Origin of the sequence: Synechococcus sp. CBW1108 (assembly GCF_015840335.1) — a bacterium.
Taxonomy (GTDB): Bacteria; Cyanobacteriota; Cyanobacteriia; order PCC-6307; family Cyanobiaceae; genus Cyanobium_A.
Genome location: NZ_CP060395.1, coordinates 2,917,436 through 2,932,422, shown reverse-complemented (window position 1 = coordinate 2,932,422; position 14,987 = coordinate 2,917,436). Strand labels below are relative to the sequence as shown.

Genomic DNA, 14,987 nt, shown 5'->3' with positions numbered 1-14,987 from the left:
GGCGATCAGGCCGTCGAGCAGGGCAGGGCGGGCCTTTGCAGAAGCCCAATCATGGAGCCGGCGATCGAGGGAAAGGTCCCAGCCAGCCTGTGCAGCCCCCAGCTGGCTCCGGGGTGCCGCAACAGCTGCGCCAGAGCTCGGCAGAAGGTCTGCCGCTGCGTCACCCAGCGGTGGTGAAGGCGGCGCCAGTCTGACTCGATGGAGCTATCCCAGTGCTCCATTGCGCGCAGCACTAGGGGCAGTGCTGCCAGGGAGCAGGTCAGGGCCCAGCCCATGCCTTCGCCCGTAAAGGGCTCCACGTAGCCGGCGGCATCCCCCAGCAGCAGCAGGCGGTGGCTTGCGAGGGGGCGTGTGCGCCGGCTGAGCGCTGCGGTGAGCTGCCAGGCCGCTTCCTCCAGGGCGGGCAGTGGCGCAAAGCCCGCCTCCGCCAGGATCTGCTGGCAGGCCCCGGCCGCCCCGCCGCTGCGCTGCAGCAAGGCCCGATCGAAGGCACAGGCCAGGTTGATCGCGCCGCCCTCCACCCGCACCAGGCCCACATAGCCGCCCCGGCCCACGGCCATCTGCAGCACACCGCGCGTAAGGGCGGCAGCTTCCCCGGGCAGCTCACACCCGGCCCCCATCCGACTATGGGGTTCGATCTTGGTGTTTATCTCCGCCTCGCCCCCCAGGGCGCGGTGGGTGAGACCCGCCGCAATCAACACCACCTTGGCGTTGACACTCCGGCGAGCGTTGCCTTTTTGCAGCACCACCTCCCGCCATGGCCCTAAGCCAGCGGCTGGCGCGCCCAGCATGGCCCGGGTGCCCGTCAGCACCGTGGCGCCGGCAGCTTTAGCCGCTTGCAGCAGCGCCAGATCCAGGCGTGCGCGGGACAGAACCCGGCCTCCTCCTAGGGCGATCGGGTTCACCAGGCCAGCCAACCCCAACTGCAGTTGCTGCAGATGAATGCCCCCCTCTGCTGCCACCAGCTCGGCCAGGCCAGCGGCCCTAAGGGCAGCCAGGGCCTGGGGGCTGAGGCAGGCCCCACAGACCTTCCAGCGGGGGAAATTCCGCTGCTCCACCAGCAGTACCCTTACGCCGAGACTGGCCAGGCCATGGGCCGCCAGGGCGCCGGCCGGTCCAGCACCCACCACCACCACATCCCAGCAGGGCGCGATCTGCTCCAGCAGTGGCTCAGGAGCTGGGTGCATTGCGGCTCCAGGAGAGCAGGAAGCGCTCCGGCCAGAAACGGCTGATCCGCGCGTCAGTTAGTCCAGCTGCCCTCGCCAGCTGGGCCACTTCCTCGAGCTCAAAGGCCCCACCTACAGAGAGTGGTCCATCGATCCGCACGATCGGCGAGCGACTCAGCAGCCGGGTGCCGGCCCAGGTGAGCAGCAGGTCTAAATGGCTGCGGATTAGGTCGTGCACCAACAGCTGATCGAGCGTGGCTGCTGCCATGGAGCGCAGTAGGGCTTCCGCATCGGCCTCCCTGAGGTGATGCAGAAACAGGGACGTGGTGATTAGGTGATACCCGCCTGGGAGTGGGGCCCCGATCGCATCGGCCTGGAAGAAATGGGCCTCGAGGCCCTCCGCCTCGGCCGCTGCGCTGGCGAGGGCGACGGCTTCGGCGCTGATGTCGCAGCCGTGTACCTCCAGATCGAGACCCTCCCTGCGCCCCAGGCGAGCGATGGCCCGCACCGTGTCGCCCCCACCGCAGGCCACATCCAGGAGGCGCAACCGCTTCGATGGCAGCTGGCTCGCCAGGCGCCGGATGGCGGGGAAGAAGCAGGCGGCACTGCGGGTGAGTGCATTGATGCGGGCCAGGCCAAGCAGGGCTGCCTGATGGGCCTGGGGATCGAGGCCAGGCTGATCCATCAGCTCAGGCCTCAGCTGCCGTTGGCCCAGGCCACCCCACAACTGGGGCAGTGGCACCGCCAGGGCCGACTGGAGATCAGGGGACTTGCGCTCCAAACTCTCCAGGTGGGTTCCTGTCACGACCCAAGCCTATGAGCGCTGGCGCTGCAGGCGGTTCCGCCGATGGGGCAGCTGGGGATCAGGCGAGGTAAGGATCCAGGAAGCTGAGCGGCCTGGCCATGGTTGCCGAAAAGCCGAGGATGCCGCGGTCTTTAAAGCTGTAGAGCAAGGTGTCGTCCTTTTCCAGCAGGAAGGTGCCGCCGCGCTGGGTGAGGAAGTCGTCGCATGGCACGTAGGTGCGCCAGTGGCCCAGCACTTCGCCCATGTTGCGCAGTCGCACTGTGGCCAGCTCGAATGGGCGCTGGAATCCTGTCCCGCCCGCCCTGGCGAAAAACGAGCCCTTGATCGGCGGCAGGGGGCCGGCCTGGATGGTCTCATCGTCGGCGATTCGCTGGGGAGCTGCTCGATCGCCCGTGTAGCCGCGCAGCACCTCGGCCAGGGTGCCGGGGGAGCCGATGCCGGCGCACATCAACAGAAGGTTCGGCCAGGGGCCGCCGATCTGCTGCAGGCCTTCGTAGAGGCCCAGGGCACGGTGCAACTGCGGGTCTGCGTCTACCAGCAAGCGCTCGCGGGGAAAGCCTGTGAACTGGCAAAAGCGATCGGCTCCGGCGGCCTGGCCGATGCCGATCGCCAGCACGGTGATGGCGGCAGACGCCAGCTGTGGCAAGGCGGGGACCAGGGCCTGGGCGTATTCGATGCTGTCGAAATCCCCCAACTGGGGTAGTAGCACCACCAGGCGGCGCTGGCCCGGCCCCATCCCCGCCACGCCAGCCAGGCGCTCCAGCAGCTCTGCGGCAGCCCTGGGTCTTGCCTCGACGCCAGGCGTACTAGGGCTTGATTCGGTGCTGGTCACGGGGATTGGGGCGTTCAAGGAGCGTCCATCGTGGCGCGATGCCGGCTGCGATCCGACAACCTGGAGTTCCCCCTGGAGAAGCCTGGTTGTCGCCCGATCCCGCCGTCCTGCGGCCCTTGCCAACCACGCCTGCCGTGAGCGGAGTGCTCGAAACCCTCTCCTTCCTGCGTGATCCCGATTTCGCCCGCTCCCGCTTCGAGCGCTATGGCGATGTCTACGGCACCACCCTGCTGGGGCAGCGCACCGTATTCATCCGGGGGCAGAGGGCGATCAACGACCTGTTCGCCCAGGGAGATGCCCTTGAGGGCTGGTGGCCGGAGAGTGTGCGCAAGCTGCTGGGCCCCCTGTCCCTGGCAAACCGCAACGGTGCCGATCACAAAGCTCGTCGGCGGGTGGTGGGCCAGCTGTTCGCCGCAGCTGCCTTGAAGCGCTACAGCCCGGCGATCGTTGAGCTGGTCGATGATCTCAATCGGGAGCTGCTGGCTGAGCCAGCGCCCGTGGCCCTGGTGCCAAAGCTGAGACGCTTTGCCTTCAGCGTGATTGCCAGCACGGTGCTGGGGCTCGATGGTGTCGATCGCGAGGTTTTATTTGACGATTTCGAAACCTGGTGCCGGGGCCTCTTCTCCTTGCCCTTTGCCCTGCCTGGCAGCCCCTACGCGCGAGCTCTTCAGGCCCGCCAAGGCCTGCTGCGCCGCCTGGGTGCCGTGCTCGAGAAGGCCCAGGGCGCCGCGGCAGCCGGAGTACCCCTGGCAGCTGGCGGGCTCGATCTGCTATCTGGTGGCCTGGATGAAGCCGGTCTGCCCCTGGAAGACGACGACGTAGCCGAGCAGCTGCTCCTGCTGCTGTTCGCCGGCTACGAAACCACCGCATCTTCCCTGAGTTGTCTGCTGCTGAGCCTGCTGCAAAATCCCTCTGACTTGGTCTGGCTGCAGCAGGAGCTCGACGGCCTGGCTTGGCCCCCGGCCCAGGGGGAGGAACTAACCGCCTACGACGCCAGCCGCGCACCGCGTCTCGATGCGGTGCTCAAAGAAGTGATGCGTCTGGCTCCGCCGGTGGGTGGCTTCTTTCGTCGCACCCGGGAGCCGATTGTGCTGGCGGATGTGCAGATTCCGGCCGATCTGGTGGTGCAGGTGAGCATCACCGCCAGCCACCGCTATGGCAGCAAAGAAGAGGATCTGGAGGCCTTCCGGCCCCAGCGCCATCTCGGCGGAGAAAGCACAGCCGCCCTGCTGCCCTTCGGCGGTGGGGAGCGGGTTTGCCTGGGCAAGGCTCTGGCCGAGCTGGAGATACGCCTGCTGGCGGTGGGACTGCTCAAACAGCTGACCCTGGTGCTGGAGCCGGATCAAGACATGACGCTCAAGGTCATTCCCAGCCCATCCCCGCAGGATGGTCTTCTGGTGCGGCCGTGTCTGCGCTGAGCGAGTTGCTGGGCCAACAGCTGGGTCAACAAAATGAGATGGTGCCGGGAACAGGAGCCATGGCGGACAAGGAGCCCAGTGCCGAAGCGAGCCGCCACATCCTGCTCACCGGTGGCAGCTCCGGGATTGGTTTTCAGGCAGCGGCCCTGCTGCTTCAGGCCGGTCACCGCCTCACCTTGCCCTGCCGGGATGGGAGCAGCGCCTCAGGTCTGCGCGAGCGTCTGAGCGGCCCGATTGATACCCCCATCTGCGATCTGGCTGATCTGTCCAGCATCGAGCTCTGCGCCCAATCCCTGCTGGCAGCCGGGGAGCCGATCGACACATTGGTGCTCAACGCCGGCCTGCAGTACAGCGGCGAAGCCAAGCCCCGCTGGTCGGCCCAGGGGTTTGAACTCACCATCGCCGTGAACCACCTGGGCCACCAGGCTCTGCTGCAGCTGCTCTTGCCTTTGCTGCTGCGGGGCACAGCACCTCGGCTGGTGGTCACCTCCTCAGAGGTGCATGACCCCACTAGCGCCGGAGGGAAGGTGGGGCTGCCGGCCGGCCTAGGGGATCTTGCTGGTTTGCGCCAGGGCCCTGGCGCGCTGATGCTCGATGGCAGCAGCAGCTTTAATGCCGAGAAGGCCTACAAAGACAGCAAACTCTGCAACCTTCTGATGGCAAGGGAGGCGGAGCGGCTGCTCAGGGAGCAGGGCATGCTGCTGCCGGTGCTCGCCTGGAGCCCCGGGCTGGTGATCCCACGTAGCGACGGAGGCTTCTTTCGCTATAGCCGCAGCCACAACCCCTTTGGCCAGGCTCTCTTTGCCATGGTTGCCCGCGACCTGCTGCGGCTCACCGAAACCCCCCAGAGGGCCGGAGCCCTGCTGGCTGGGTTGGCCAGCAGGGTTCCACAGGCGAGTGGCTTCGAATATTGGAGCAACCGGGTGTTGGGCCCCGGTCGGCTGCGTTTTGAGGTAACTAAACCCAGTGCCGATGCCTGCTCAGACAGCCTGGCCCGGCAGCTATGGGATCTCAGCGCCCAGTGGACTCAGCCCCCAGTAAGACTCAGCGCATACCGCCACGGTTAGCCGGTCCGCCCATGTTTGGCCCGGCACCAAGGCCTGCCGCTGGCCGCATCCCAGCACCTGGGGCGCCCACACCTGGGGTGACGGCTCTAACCGCCGGCCTGCCCACGCAGCCCACTGGCACTCCAGGGGCCGTGCAGTAGATCCCTGCCGCTGGAACGGCTTGGGCCGGTGCAACAGCGGTTCCAGCGGCCAGGGCTCCGCCGCAACAGATGGCCAGCGCAGCCCATGCACCCGAGAGACGTGACATCAGAAAGGGAGCATCAATACTCCGCCATGTTGGCGGATCGATACCGTAAGAACAGCGATGCGGCAGCTTCCACCTGACCGTCATCTTGGCCATCATCCTGGTTGTCATCCTTTTCCTTGACCCACCGCTCCGTCGCCCGACTGCCAGCATGGGCTCAACAGAACACCTCCCCCGTGAAATTGATCCCCTTCTGTCCCTTCTGCGTCGCCAAGCTGCTAGCTCTCAAGGCCACGGTTCTGCTGCTGCTCACCCTCTTGATCAAGGCCCGGGTGCAGATCGTCGCCGGCTCGACCCTGGGTATCTTCCTGTTGCTGTTGCAAACCTTGGCCTTCCTTGCCGTTGGGGGTGGGCTGGTGCTCGCAGCCGCAGGAACAGCGATCTACAAAAACCAGCAGCGCCGCTCTTCAGTGGCTTGATCGTCAGATGGGTGATCACAACAGTCAACAGCTCACTGCCCGAGAGATGGTGCGGGCCCATGCTTATCCTGCACTGGCAGCGATTAGCAGCCTGAGCTTGGTTTGCATCGCTGTTCTACAGATTCCCGCAGCGGTCAAACACCATCGTTACAACCTATGCATTGATGAGCAGGTTAGCCTCAGACATACAAGCAACCTCGCTGGGCAGGGCGGCCCTGGCAAGTTGATCTACTTAAAAGCTGTCCAGCACTGCGAGGGCCGCTGATTCCCCTCTGTGGGCGCGCTAATTGCGTTGAGAAATTAAGGAACAGAAATTAAGAAACAGAAGGGCAGAAATTGGGTGCGGCAGGAGGTATTTAGGGCTTGCTGAATTTCATTCGCGGGTTTTTCGTCCGCGCCAAGGGCCGCGATCTCAGCCTGCAGCGCCAAGCGCTGGTGACCTCAATTTTCTCCTAGAAGCTGACTAAGCAGCCCACAGAAGCGCTGGACGGCGCCAGGAGGCGAGCAAATAGAGCATCAGGATGTACACAGAGACAAGAATAGAGAATAAGAGGCGCAGTAGCCTGAGAACCTTCTCGGCATTCATCACAAAGAACGCCATCGTGATCACCGTTCTTGATGTTTCAATCAGCTTGGTCATGATCCGATCCAGTCCATATTTCCGTTTGCTCGTTCCGATTCTTCCCTCGATCACGGAACGCTTTCTCAAGTCTGATTTAAAAAGCTCTTGTTGCTCTGCTGTCTGCACCTCGGCCTCTACCTGCTTCTTGCGTGGACGGCCACTGAGTCTGATGTTATTTTCTGCGCAGAACTTCTTGTTGCCTAATGTCATATAGATTGAATCGGCACAGATTCGTGCTGGATAGTACCCTCGCTCTTCCTTGTATTGCTTGGTACGTGCGATCAGGTCGTTGGCTTCATTGTAGTTGTCCCAGCTGATTCGATCCACATCGACAAAGCCATTATCATCTGATATTGAGATCTTCGCACCGAACTCTGTTCGCCTTCCCGCCTTGCCCCTCACGATCGGCCGCACGTGTGGTTTTGACAAATTGACAATCCGATCGTCGATGCGCCGGCTATCAGCGTCATACATCTCCTGCTGCTGCCGGTACAGTTCACTGGTGATCAGCAGCTTGCGGTAGAGCTGGGTTCCAAGCTCCAAAAGCATGGCACCGCAATGGATCATCTGATCAATTGCTCTGAGGTTTCTCCGGATCTCGTTGAGCTGAAAGCGCTTGACTTCACGGATCTCGGCGCATTTGGGCTTTTTCTTCTTGATGATCGCCAGAAACCGATTCCGAGCTTTATCCCGGTTGCAGCGGGGTTTACGATTGATCTTTCCCTGCAACTGCTTGAACAGTTCGTCGATGATCTTCTCAGTGGCCTCTCTCGCTTCGTTGAGCAACCTCAGATCTACTGGGTAGGGAATGTCATCAGGCACGCAGGTTGCATCAAGAATCAGAGTACCCCAGTTACTTTCAGGATCCAACGTTGCAGGCTTCACCCCTAGCGCTTCGTCGATGGCAGCAAGCTGTTGCTCCTCTTCTTGTTCGCTATCATCCTCCTCCGCCGAAACCAGCATCTCTTTAATCATCGCAACGCCATTGGCCTTGGTCATGTCATTGCAGATCTTGATCAGATCAGGGCCAATGCGCTTACGAAAATGCACCATCATCGATGGATCAAACGGGGGCATTGCCTGGTATGCACTCAAGCCAATGAAAAATTGTAGATACGGTGATTCCGTGATCAGCTGAACTGTTTCGCGGTCTGTCACTCCCAGGCGTTGCTGGATGTACAGCGCACCGAACGCCATCTGAAACGGCTTGGCCGGTGCTCCTGTCTTGGCACTGAATTGGGGTGCATACTGGCTTTCCAGCGGTATCCATGGAATCAGGTTACGAAGCAGAACCCAGCGATTATTAGGATCTAGTTTGCCGCCGAAGGGCGTGTAAAACTCCTCGATCGATAGCTGACCTGCGTGCTGAAAAACGTACATTGGCGTGTCAGCAGATTGTTCTAAGCCAGGAATGGCTCCATTAGGCTCATTTTAACGTGAGACCATCCCTGGAATCAACTGCGGCGCAATGGATATCGGTTCCTCAGCAAGCCCTATTTACCATCCACTAGGGCGCCAAGACCAATTTGATGGGCAGTACCAAAGCCGGTAAGGCCTTCAACTACGACGCCGCTTACGACCCCAACCATCGCGGCACGACCATTGAAGTGTTCAGCAGGCTTCTGAAATTGACCGTTGATGGCAGGCGTGTTGGTCAGCCCAGGCCAATTTGGGAGAGGATGCCCCCAGGCGGCCGTTCCAGTTCTCAGCGAATGCGACGAAACCGAAGCAAGAAGAGGAGTCAACCATCAATGTTTCGAAGTGTTACGGGAGATGCAACAGGATGTGAACAGTTTTGGCGGGGCCCGGGGTTGTGTGTTCCGCAGCCTCCCTAAGGAATCTGGGTCAAGGGCGCTCACCTTCCTGCACAGCTGGATCCGCGGAGTTGGGTGGCAATCGCCGCTCTACCTGTAGAAACACCAGCCAGGCCAGGGCGGCACTGATCCCACCGGTCCAGTCGTTCCGAACAAGCTCGACGATCGCAATAGTGCTGGCGCCGATGCGCAGGCCGCGCAGCAGAAAACGACCTAGCTTCTCCATGCGTATGGCTTAATTCATCAACCCTACCAGCGACTTTTGATGCTGCCGATCCGGCCAACCTTCTGCATGTCCCAAATCCAGAACGAAGACGATGACGAGCTCCCGGTCGATCGAGGCCGTGGCCTGGGGCTGCGTTTGTTGGCGCTATTAGGAGCTTTGTCGTTCCTCATGCTCGGAATCAGCAGCATCGCCCCGCTGCTGATTCCGGCTCCGCCGCCTGAGATGCCGGATCAGCGACCTAAATCGATGGGCTGAACAGCTGGTTCACTTTTGATTGAGCAGGATGGATGGATTAATTTCGCTTGCCTGGGTAGGCCGTTTCAATACCCCGACCCGTTTCAATAACCCGACCCGTACTGATATCAGATCAATTCAACTGGCGCCCAGGGTATGGCTAGCTTTTGATCGCAACAGGTTCGAATGGGCACCTTGTTCAATTCCCTCGCACCCAGCAAAGTCGTCAGCCAACCAATCATCATTGCTGGGAAGCTCGGCCTTCCCTTGCCGCGTGCTTCAGCTTCAGGATGACCAGCTGGCCCCGTGTTCCTCTGGCTGCTCTAGGGGGCCATTGAGCCGCTGGGGCTGGCGGTTAGCCGGTTCCAGGGTCGCCAGAGCTGCTGCTGTTGCCACTACAGCCAGTGCTACTAGGCGCCATGGGCTTCGCCGCCGTGATGGCAGGTTTTTACCCCCCTTGATGGGGGTACCGCAGCGGCCACAAACCATTCGACCTGCCAGGCTGCGGTCGGCGCGAATGGTCCAGCTGCCGCATTGGGAACAGGCCATGGTTTTGGCAATACTGATCTTCCCAGCTTGGCTTGGCCGCGCAGGGGCCGAAAGTGCTATGTCGCCCACTTTGCCCCTTGTGATTTTCCCCCTTGTGATTTGCCCCCTCCCAGGCCGTGATCCAACTGCTTAGCAAGCTTGGTTTTTTCGCCATCATTTTGGTGATGTTGGTGTCGGTTCCTACCGCGCTGGCCAGCAACGATCGAGCTAAGCACTACCTCTGTGGCGGTGAACCGCTGGAGGCAATCGCCTTCAATGGGCCGGTCGATGCGGAGGACATCCCTAACAGCAGCGGCGGCACCCTGCCCGGGGCCTTTCTGGTGCTTCGCTGGCGCAATCGGACCCTGCAGCTGCCGCGCACCAACAACGCCGGCGTACCCAGCTACACCGATGGCCGCTGGTGGTGGCAGGCCCTCGACCCCGATCACCCCGAATTCGCCCAGCTGCGCGGTGATGTGCAGCAATACCGCTGCGAGCCTGAGCCATGGGCCTGAGTGGCCCAACCCCGGGCGCCTTGCCCCCCTGGCGCCCCCTGCTCAAGGCGGCTCAAAGGCGCGAGGGTCGCTCCCCCCATGCCCGCTGGCTACAGCTCGCCAGCCTGGGCCTGGATGGGGCTCCACGGGTGCGCACCCTGGTTTTTCGCTGCTGGGTAGATGCCCACAGCCTGGATCTATTCACCGATGGCCGCAGCAATAAGGCCGCTGAACTACAGGCAGAACCACGGCTGGAGCTGTGTTGGTTGCTGCCCAAGGCCCGCTGCCAGTTTCGGCTGCGGGGCGATCGGCTCAGGCTGAATGCCGAGGCCGAAGCCCAGCAACGCCGGCGTCACTGGCACCAACTCAGCCCCGGAGCCCGGGCCCTTTGGGGTTGGCCCCCGCCAGGAGCTCCCTTCGAACCAGCAGCGGCCTTCCCCTCCGAACTGGCAGATGGCTCGCACCTACCGGAGTGCTTCGAACTGCTGAGGATCCAGATCAGCCAGGTGGAGCTGCTGGAACTCAAAGGCCATCCCCATCAGCGCCGCCGCTGGCGGGCCGATCAAGGCTGGGCAGAGCATTGGCTCAACCCTTGAGCTGATGACGCTTTCGGGGCTGGTTGTCCCTAGCCTGGACTTACCGAAGTAGCGGGCAGCGACATCGTCACATGCATCAGCAGCTTCATCAGCACTTGTATCGGCATATTCCAGGCCCCACCCAACCCTCGCCTTGGGCTTGAGGGGCCAGGGCACTTGTGGCTGGGCCATTCCTTTGGAGCCGACAGCCTCGCCCTATTTCTGATCATTCTGGCCCGCTATTTTCTTGCCGCCGGCGGATGTTGGTGGCTCGTACGTGTCTGTTGGCCCCACGCGAAAACGGGGTCTGCTGCGCGACAAGGCCAGCAGATTCGCGACGGGATACGCCATGACATTCGCCTGTCGGTGTTTTCGGCGGCGGTGTTTGCCCTGGCGGCCGCAGCGGTGCTGTGGCTGCAGGCCCACGGCATAACCCGGCTGTACACCGGAGCGGATGCAAACACCTGGTGGTATTTGGCTGTCAGTTATTTCTCGGTGCTGATCCTGCAGGACGGGATGTTCTACGCCACCCATCGCCTTTTCCATCACCCAGCCCTGTACGCCGCCTTCCACCGGGGCCACCACCGCTCCCTCCGGCCCACACCCTGGACCTCCTTCGCATTCGATCCGCTCGAGGCCCTGGTACAGGCGCTTTTTCTGGTGGGAATTGTGATGTTGATCCCCCTGCATCTGGCCACCCTGGTGGCCGTGCTCAGCACCATGACCGTATGGGCGATCGTCAACCACCTAGACCTCGAATGTCTGCCGCGCCAGTTTCCCCACCGCCTGTTGGGCCGCTGGGTGATCGGACCGTCTCACCACTCCCTGCATCACCGCCGAGTTTCGGTGCACTTCGGCCTCTACTTCACCTTCTGGGATAGGGTTTGCGGCACGCAAGATGGCGGCTATGCCAGTGGGCTCAAGTAATCGCCCTCGATCCGCAGCCAGGTTATTTCATTAGCGACCCGTAATAAATGTTCCTGCATGTTCATCACGATTGGCTTTGGCATCGGCGACTCTTTGATCTTCAGCCTTCAGCAATACGGGATGCCCGTCGGGCTAATTCATCATTATCCAATAGGGGAGCTCAGCTTGGCTTGAGGATTCGTTTGTAGGGCCCTTGTCGTGCTTCGCATGTCCCTAGCCTTGGATTCCCCCAGTCCAACGCATTAGGTCCCGTGCAGAACTGGCAGCTTTGGGCTTCGGCGGCGGCCTTTTTCGCGGCCCTCACTGCCTTGTTGATCAAGGTTGGGGTGCAGGGGGTTGATGCAGGTATGGCGACCCTATTCCGCACTCTGGCGGTGGCGATTGTGCTTGCCCTGGTGTTGCTGGCCACCGGCCGGCTGGACTGGCAGGAGCTGCGGCAACTGTCGCTCCCAGGCCTCGGCGCCCTCGCCCTCTCCGGTGTGGCCACCGGCTTGTCGTGGTTTTGCTATAGCCGTGCCTTGCAGCTGGGTCCGGTGGCAGGGGTTGCGGCTCTTGACAAGCTCAGCGTGGTGGTGATTGCCCTGCTAGCTCTTGTGCTGTTAGGCGAGCAGCTCGATCTCAGGGCCTGGCTGGGGGTGCTGTTAATGGCATTAGGCGCTGCCTTAGTTGCGTGGGTGTAGGCCCCATGCAGGTTTCCTGGGCATACCCTGGAGAAGAGCCCGAAGTTCCCTTTTGCTTGAAAAAGATCACCGCGCCCCTGCGCAGGGCCTTGATTTACGCAGCTGCCAGCTACGGGGGTCTTGTTCTGATCAACAATTCAGAGCTCAATCTCCCCAACATGTGGGTTGCCTACCTGCCCATGTTCATCGGGGTCTATGTGTTGACCCAGTGGCTGGATCGAAAAATTGGGGGCTGAATCCGCGCCTCTCCAGCGAGCGAGCGGCCACGGTTAACAGTTCTTCACACTAAGGTTGACAAAAGCGTTTCCACCCTTGGATGACCTCCTGGCTGCTATCTATCTGATCTGTTTTGCGGCCATCGCTGGTGGAGCCTTCGCCTTGATGACCCAAAACCTGCGTGGTGCCGCTGCCCTTGCCCCCGTACCGGTTCGTGGCTCCAGCCCCAAGCCCCATCCAGAAGCCCCAGATCCCGGCGAGGAGGTGCTTTACATCGATCTGAGCCGCGAGCGGCTAGAAGAGCTGTACAAGCAGGCCTCCTAATGCCCCTGGATGGGGTCTAGGTCGGCTAAACAGGGGCGACTCTGTTGGCCCTCCAGTCCCAGTTCATGACCCTGAAGCTCTATGGCGGCGCCCGCAGCCGCGCCTCAATTCCCCGTTGGTATCTGGAGGAAAGGGATATCCCCTACGAGTGGGTACAGCTCGATATGCAGGCTGGAGAGCACAAAACCGATGCTTTTGCCGCAATCAATCCCTTCGCCAAGGTGCCGGCCCTTGTTGATCAAACACTGAGGGCTCCAGGCGGAGAACCACTGCAGCTATTTGAAAGTGGCGCCATCCTGCTGCATCTGGCCGACCACCACGCCCACGAATTCACTGGCACTGCAGACCAGGTAGCTGCCCAGCGCGCGCTGGCAACCCAGTGGGTTCTATTTGCCAATTCCACTCTGGCTGTCGCCCTGTTTGTGCCGGCCAACCGGGAGAGGGAATTCCCCCAATTGATGACTGTGCTCGATGGCCTTCTGGCTGGTGGGAGTTCCTTGTTGGCAGGTCCCTGGGGAGATCCGCTCTGGAGCGTCGCCGATTGCGCCGTAAACGCCTATCTGGCCTATCTGCCGGTCTTCTTCCCCCAGATCGATCTCACCCCATACCCAAACGTGCAGGCTACGATCGCGGCCACCCAGGCAAGGGATGCCTATCAACGCGGCATGGGCAAAATTTGATGCCTGTCGCCACGGGTGGTGCCGTCCCAAGTGCCACCTTCGACTGGCAGGGCCACCCCCTCGAGCTGTTGGCTGCCAAGGCGGTGTGGGATCCCCAGCGCCAGGTTTTGTTCGTCGCCGATCTCCATCTGGGTAAGGCGGAAACCTTCCAGGTCCACGGCATTCCCATGCCCAGTGATGGCGATGCAGCCACCCTTAACGGCCTCCTGGACCTGGCCCATCAGCTGCTGCCCCAGCAGGTTGTCGTGCTAGGCGACCTGATCCACAGTCGCCTGGGGTTAACCGCTGAACTTCGCTCCAAGCTGGCGGCCCTGCCGGAGCTGCTGGGCTGCCAGCTGCGCCTGATCGGCGGGAACCACGAACAGGGCAGCTGGATCGAAGGACTGCCCCATGAACCCTCCCAGGAGCTGGGCCCTTGGTGGCTGAGCCACATGCCCGAGCCCCGGGCCGGCCTCCTCAACCTTTGCGGCCACCTCCATCCAGTGGCCCAGGTGGGGCGTGGGGCTGATCGGTTGCGCCTGCCCTGCTTCAGCTACTGCCAAACCAGCGGCCGGCTCGCCCTGCCCGCCTTCGGCCGCCTGACCGGAGGTCATCCCTGCTCCCGGCGGGAACGGCTCTGGCTGGTGGCCGAAGGGGCCGTGATTGCTTGGGCTGCGGGACGCCTGCCCGGTTTCTCTCAGCCAGACTGCTGCCATGGCCCTACCCCCCGGCAGCCTGCTTGAGCACACCCCCCAGGGGCTCTACTGCCGGGCGGCGGCAGCCTGGATCGACCCCGTGCGGCCCGTGCCCCGGGCTCTGATCACCCACGCCCACGCCGACCACGCCCGGCCCGGCTGCGGCGAATATTGGGCGGTGGGCGCCAGCGAGGCAATCCTGCGCCAGCGCCTGGGGGCCACGATCAACCTGATCCCGGTCGATTACGGCACCCTGCACCGCATCGGCGAGGCCCGCGTGTCTTTCCACAGCGCCGGTCACGTGCTCGGCAGCGCCCAGATCCGGCTGGAGGCCGGCGGCGAGAGCTGGCTGGTGAGCGGCGATTACAAACGCTGCGCCGACCCGAGTTGCGCTCCGTTTGAGCCGGTGCAGGCAGACGTATTTATCACTGAAGCCACCTTCGGCCTGCCGATCTACCGCTGGCAGAGCGGCGCCGAGGTGGCGCGGGAAATCCTGCAGTGGTGGCAGGCGGCGCCGGAGCGGCCCTCGCTCCTGTTTGCCTATGCCTTCGGCAAGGCCCAGCGGCTGCTGGCCGAACTCGCCGCCATCGGCGTGACCAACGAGGTGTTGCTGCACGGCGCCGTGGAAGCGCTGATGCCGGCCTACCGGGAGGCGGGGGTGCGGCTGCCGCCCACCCTGCCGGTGAGCGCCATTGCCAAGGGGGAATCGCTGGCAGGCCGCCTCGTGATCGCGCCGCCCTCAGCCCACCGCTCGCTGTGGATGAAGCGCTTCAAGCTGCCGCAAACGGCCTTCGTGAGCGGCTGGATGGCGGTGCGCGGCGCCCGCCGCCGCCGGGGCTATGAGCGCGGCTTTGTGATGAGCGACCACGCGGACTGGCCTGGCCTTATCCGCAGCGTCCAGCAGAGTGGCGCCCGCCAGGTGTATGTAACCCACGGCAACAGCGACGGTCTGGCCCGCTACCTGAACGAGGTGGAAGGGATCTGCGCCGAGCCGCTGGAGGGGCAAAGGGGGCCATGATCAGCGGCGAGCGCCCAATCCCCA

At 62.7% G+C, this 14,987-nt stretch carries 18 protein-coding genes; 13 read left to right on the top strand and 5 right to left on the bottom strand.

What is annotated here, in order from left to right; all coding sequences use genetic code 11:
* Window positions 1-5 precede the first annotated feature (5 nt).
* Genes H8F27_RS15900 through H8F27_RS15890 form a run of 3 tightly spaced genes read right to left on the bottom strand, consistent with a single transcriptional unit; the run spans window position 6 to window position 2,707 of the window.
* On the bottom strand, window positions 6-1,187 hold the full coding sequence (locus H8F27_RS15900; RefSeq protein ID WP_197149390.1) for an NAD(P)/FAD-dependent oxidoreductase: 1,182 nt from the start codon (window positions 1,185-1,187) through the stop codon (window positions 6-8).
* Entirely contained in the window at window positions 1,171-1,971 is an 801-nt protein-coding gene (locus H8F27_RS15895) for a methyltransferase domain-containing protein (protein ID WP_197149388.1), read from the bottom strand. Before H8F27_RS15895 ends, H8F27_RS15900 begins: the two co-directional genes overlap by 17 nt.
* 58 nt (window positions 1,972-2,029) lie before the next feature.
* Window positions 2,030-2,707 carry a peroxiredoxin-like family protein gene (locus tag H8F27_RS15890; RefSeq protein ID WP_197153652.1) on the bottom strand — a complete coding sequence of 226 codons (678 nt, stop codon included), beginning with the start codon at window positions 2,705-2,707 and terminating at the stop codon, window positions 2,030-2,032.
* Between the two features lie 182 nt (window positions 2,708-2,889).
* Here H8F27_RS15890 and H8F27_RS15885 point away from each other — a divergent pair, with 182 nt between their 5' ends.
* The 3 genes from H8F27_RS15885 to H8F27_RS15875 all read left to right on the top strand — a co-directional run bounded on the left by H8F27_RS15885 (window position 2,890) and on the right by H8F27_RS15875 (window position 5,951).
* Window positions 2,890-4,221 carry a cytochrome P450 gene (locus H8F27_RS15885; protein WP_231596363.1) on the top strand — a complete coding sequence of 444 codons (1,332 nt, stop codon included), beginning with the start codon at window positions 2,890-2,892 and terminating at the stop codon, window positions 4,219-4,221.
* Entirely contained in the window at window positions 4,209-5,288 is a 1,080-nt protein-coding gene (locus H8F27_RS15880) for an SDR family NAD(P)-dependent oxidoreductase (protein WP_370594437.1), read from the top strand. The genes H8F27_RS15885 and H8F27_RS15880 overlap by 13 nt, the downstream gene beginning before the upstream one ends.
* Window positions 5,289-5,708: 420 nt before the next feature.
* A complete protein-coding gene (locus H8F27_RS15875) occupies window positions 5,709-5,951 on the top strand; it encodes a hypothetical protein (RefSeq protein WP_197149386.1) in 243 nt (80 codons plus the stop codon).
* A 463-nt stretch (window positions 5,952-6,414) separates the two neighbouring features.
* Here H8F27_RS15875 and H8F27_RS15870 read toward each other — a convergent pair whose 3' ends face one another.
* Both H8F27_RS15870 and H8F27_RS15865 read right to left on the bottom strand, forming a co-directional pair.
* A complete protein-coding gene (locus H8F27_RS15870) occupies window positions 6,415-7,953 on the bottom strand; it encodes an IS5 family transposase (RefSeq protein WP_197149385.1) in 1,539 nt (512 codons plus the stop codon).
* 465 nt (window positions 7,954-8,418) lie between these two features.
* The gene (locus H8F27_RS15865) at window positions 8,419-8,613 is read right to left on the bottom strand and encodes a hypothetical protein (protein ID WP_197149383.1); all 195 of its coding nucleotides are present in this window, start codon (window positions 8,611-8,613) and stop codon (window positions 8,419-8,421) included.
* A gap of 39 nt (window positions 8,614-8,652) precedes the next feature.
* On the opposite strand from H8F27_RS15865, the gene H8F27_RS15860 reads away from it, so the two are divergent.
* The 10 genes from H8F27_RS15860 (at window position 8,653) to H8F27_RS15815 (ending at window position 14,963) form a co-directional block, all read left to right on the top strand.
* Window positions 8,653-8,868 (top strand): hypothetical protein, encoded by a 216-nt coding sequence (locus tag H8F27_RS15860; RefSeq protein ID WP_197149382.1) that lies wholly within the window; start codon window positions 8,653-8,655, stop codon window positions 8,866-8,868.
* Window positions 8,869-9,560: 692 nt separating this feature from the next.
* Complete coding sequence (locus H8F27_RS15855; RefSeq protein WP_197153650.1) at window positions 9,561-9,890, top strand: hypothetical protein; 330 nt, start codon at window positions 9,561-9,563, stop codon at window positions 9,888-9,890.
* A gap of 20 nt (window positions 9,891-9,910) precedes the next feature.
* Window positions 9,911-10,465, top strand: a complete 555-nt coding sequence (locus tag H8F27_RS15850; protein ID WP_370594436.1) for a pyridoxamine 5'-phosphate oxidase family protein — start codon at window positions 9,911-9,913, stop codon at window positions 10,463-10,465.
* A 345-nt stretch (window positions 10,466-10,810) separates the two neighbouring features.
* Window positions 10,811-11,371: a sterol desaturase family protein gene (locus tag H8F27_RS15845; protein WP_231596361.1), complete on the top strand. Its 561-nt coding sequence runs from the start codon at window positions 10,811-10,813 to the stop codon at window positions 11,369-11,371.
* 251 nt (window positions 11,372-11,622) lie between these two features.
* Window positions 11,623-12,051: an EamA family transporter gene (locus H8F27_RS15840; protein WP_197149378.1), complete on the top strand. Its 429-nt coding sequence runs from the start codon at window positions 11,623-11,625 to the stop codon at window positions 12,049-12,051.
* Between the two features lie 56 nt (window positions 12,052-12,107).
* Complete coding sequence (locus H8F27_RS15835) at window positions 12,108-12,287, top strand: hypothetical protein (protein WP_197149377.1); 180 nt, start codon at window positions 12,108-12,110, stop codon at window positions 12,285-12,287.
* Window positions 12,288-12,363: 76 nt separating this feature from the next.
* Window positions 12,364-12,591, top strand: a complete 228-nt coding sequence (locus H8F27_RS15830) for a hypothetical protein (protein ID WP_197149375.1) — start codon at window positions 12,364-12,366, stop codon at window positions 12,589-12,591.
* Window positions 12,592-12,656: 65 nt separating this feature from the next.
* Complete coding sequence (locus tag H8F27_RS15825) at window positions 12,657-13,271, top strand: glutathione S-transferase family protein (protein ID WP_197153648.1); 615 nt, start codon at window positions 12,657-12,659, stop codon at window positions 13,269-13,271.
* Window positions 13,271-13,993, top strand: coding sequence for a ligase-associated DNA damage response endonuclease PdeM (pdeM, locus tag H8F27_RS15820; protein WP_197149373.1), 723 nt, complete (start codon window positions 13,271-13,273; stop codon window positions 13,991-13,993). The genes H8F27_RS15825 and pdeM overlap by 1 nt, the downstream gene beginning before the upstream one ends.
* Complete coding sequence (locus H8F27_RS15815; RefSeq protein WP_197149372.1) at window positions 13,965-14,963, top strand: ligase-associated DNA damage response exonuclease; 999 nt, start codon at window positions 13,965-13,967, stop codon at window positions 14,961-14,963. The genes pdeM and H8F27_RS15815 overlap by 29 nt, the downstream gene beginning before the upstream one ends.
* Window positions 14,964-14,987: the final 24 nt, after the last annotated feature.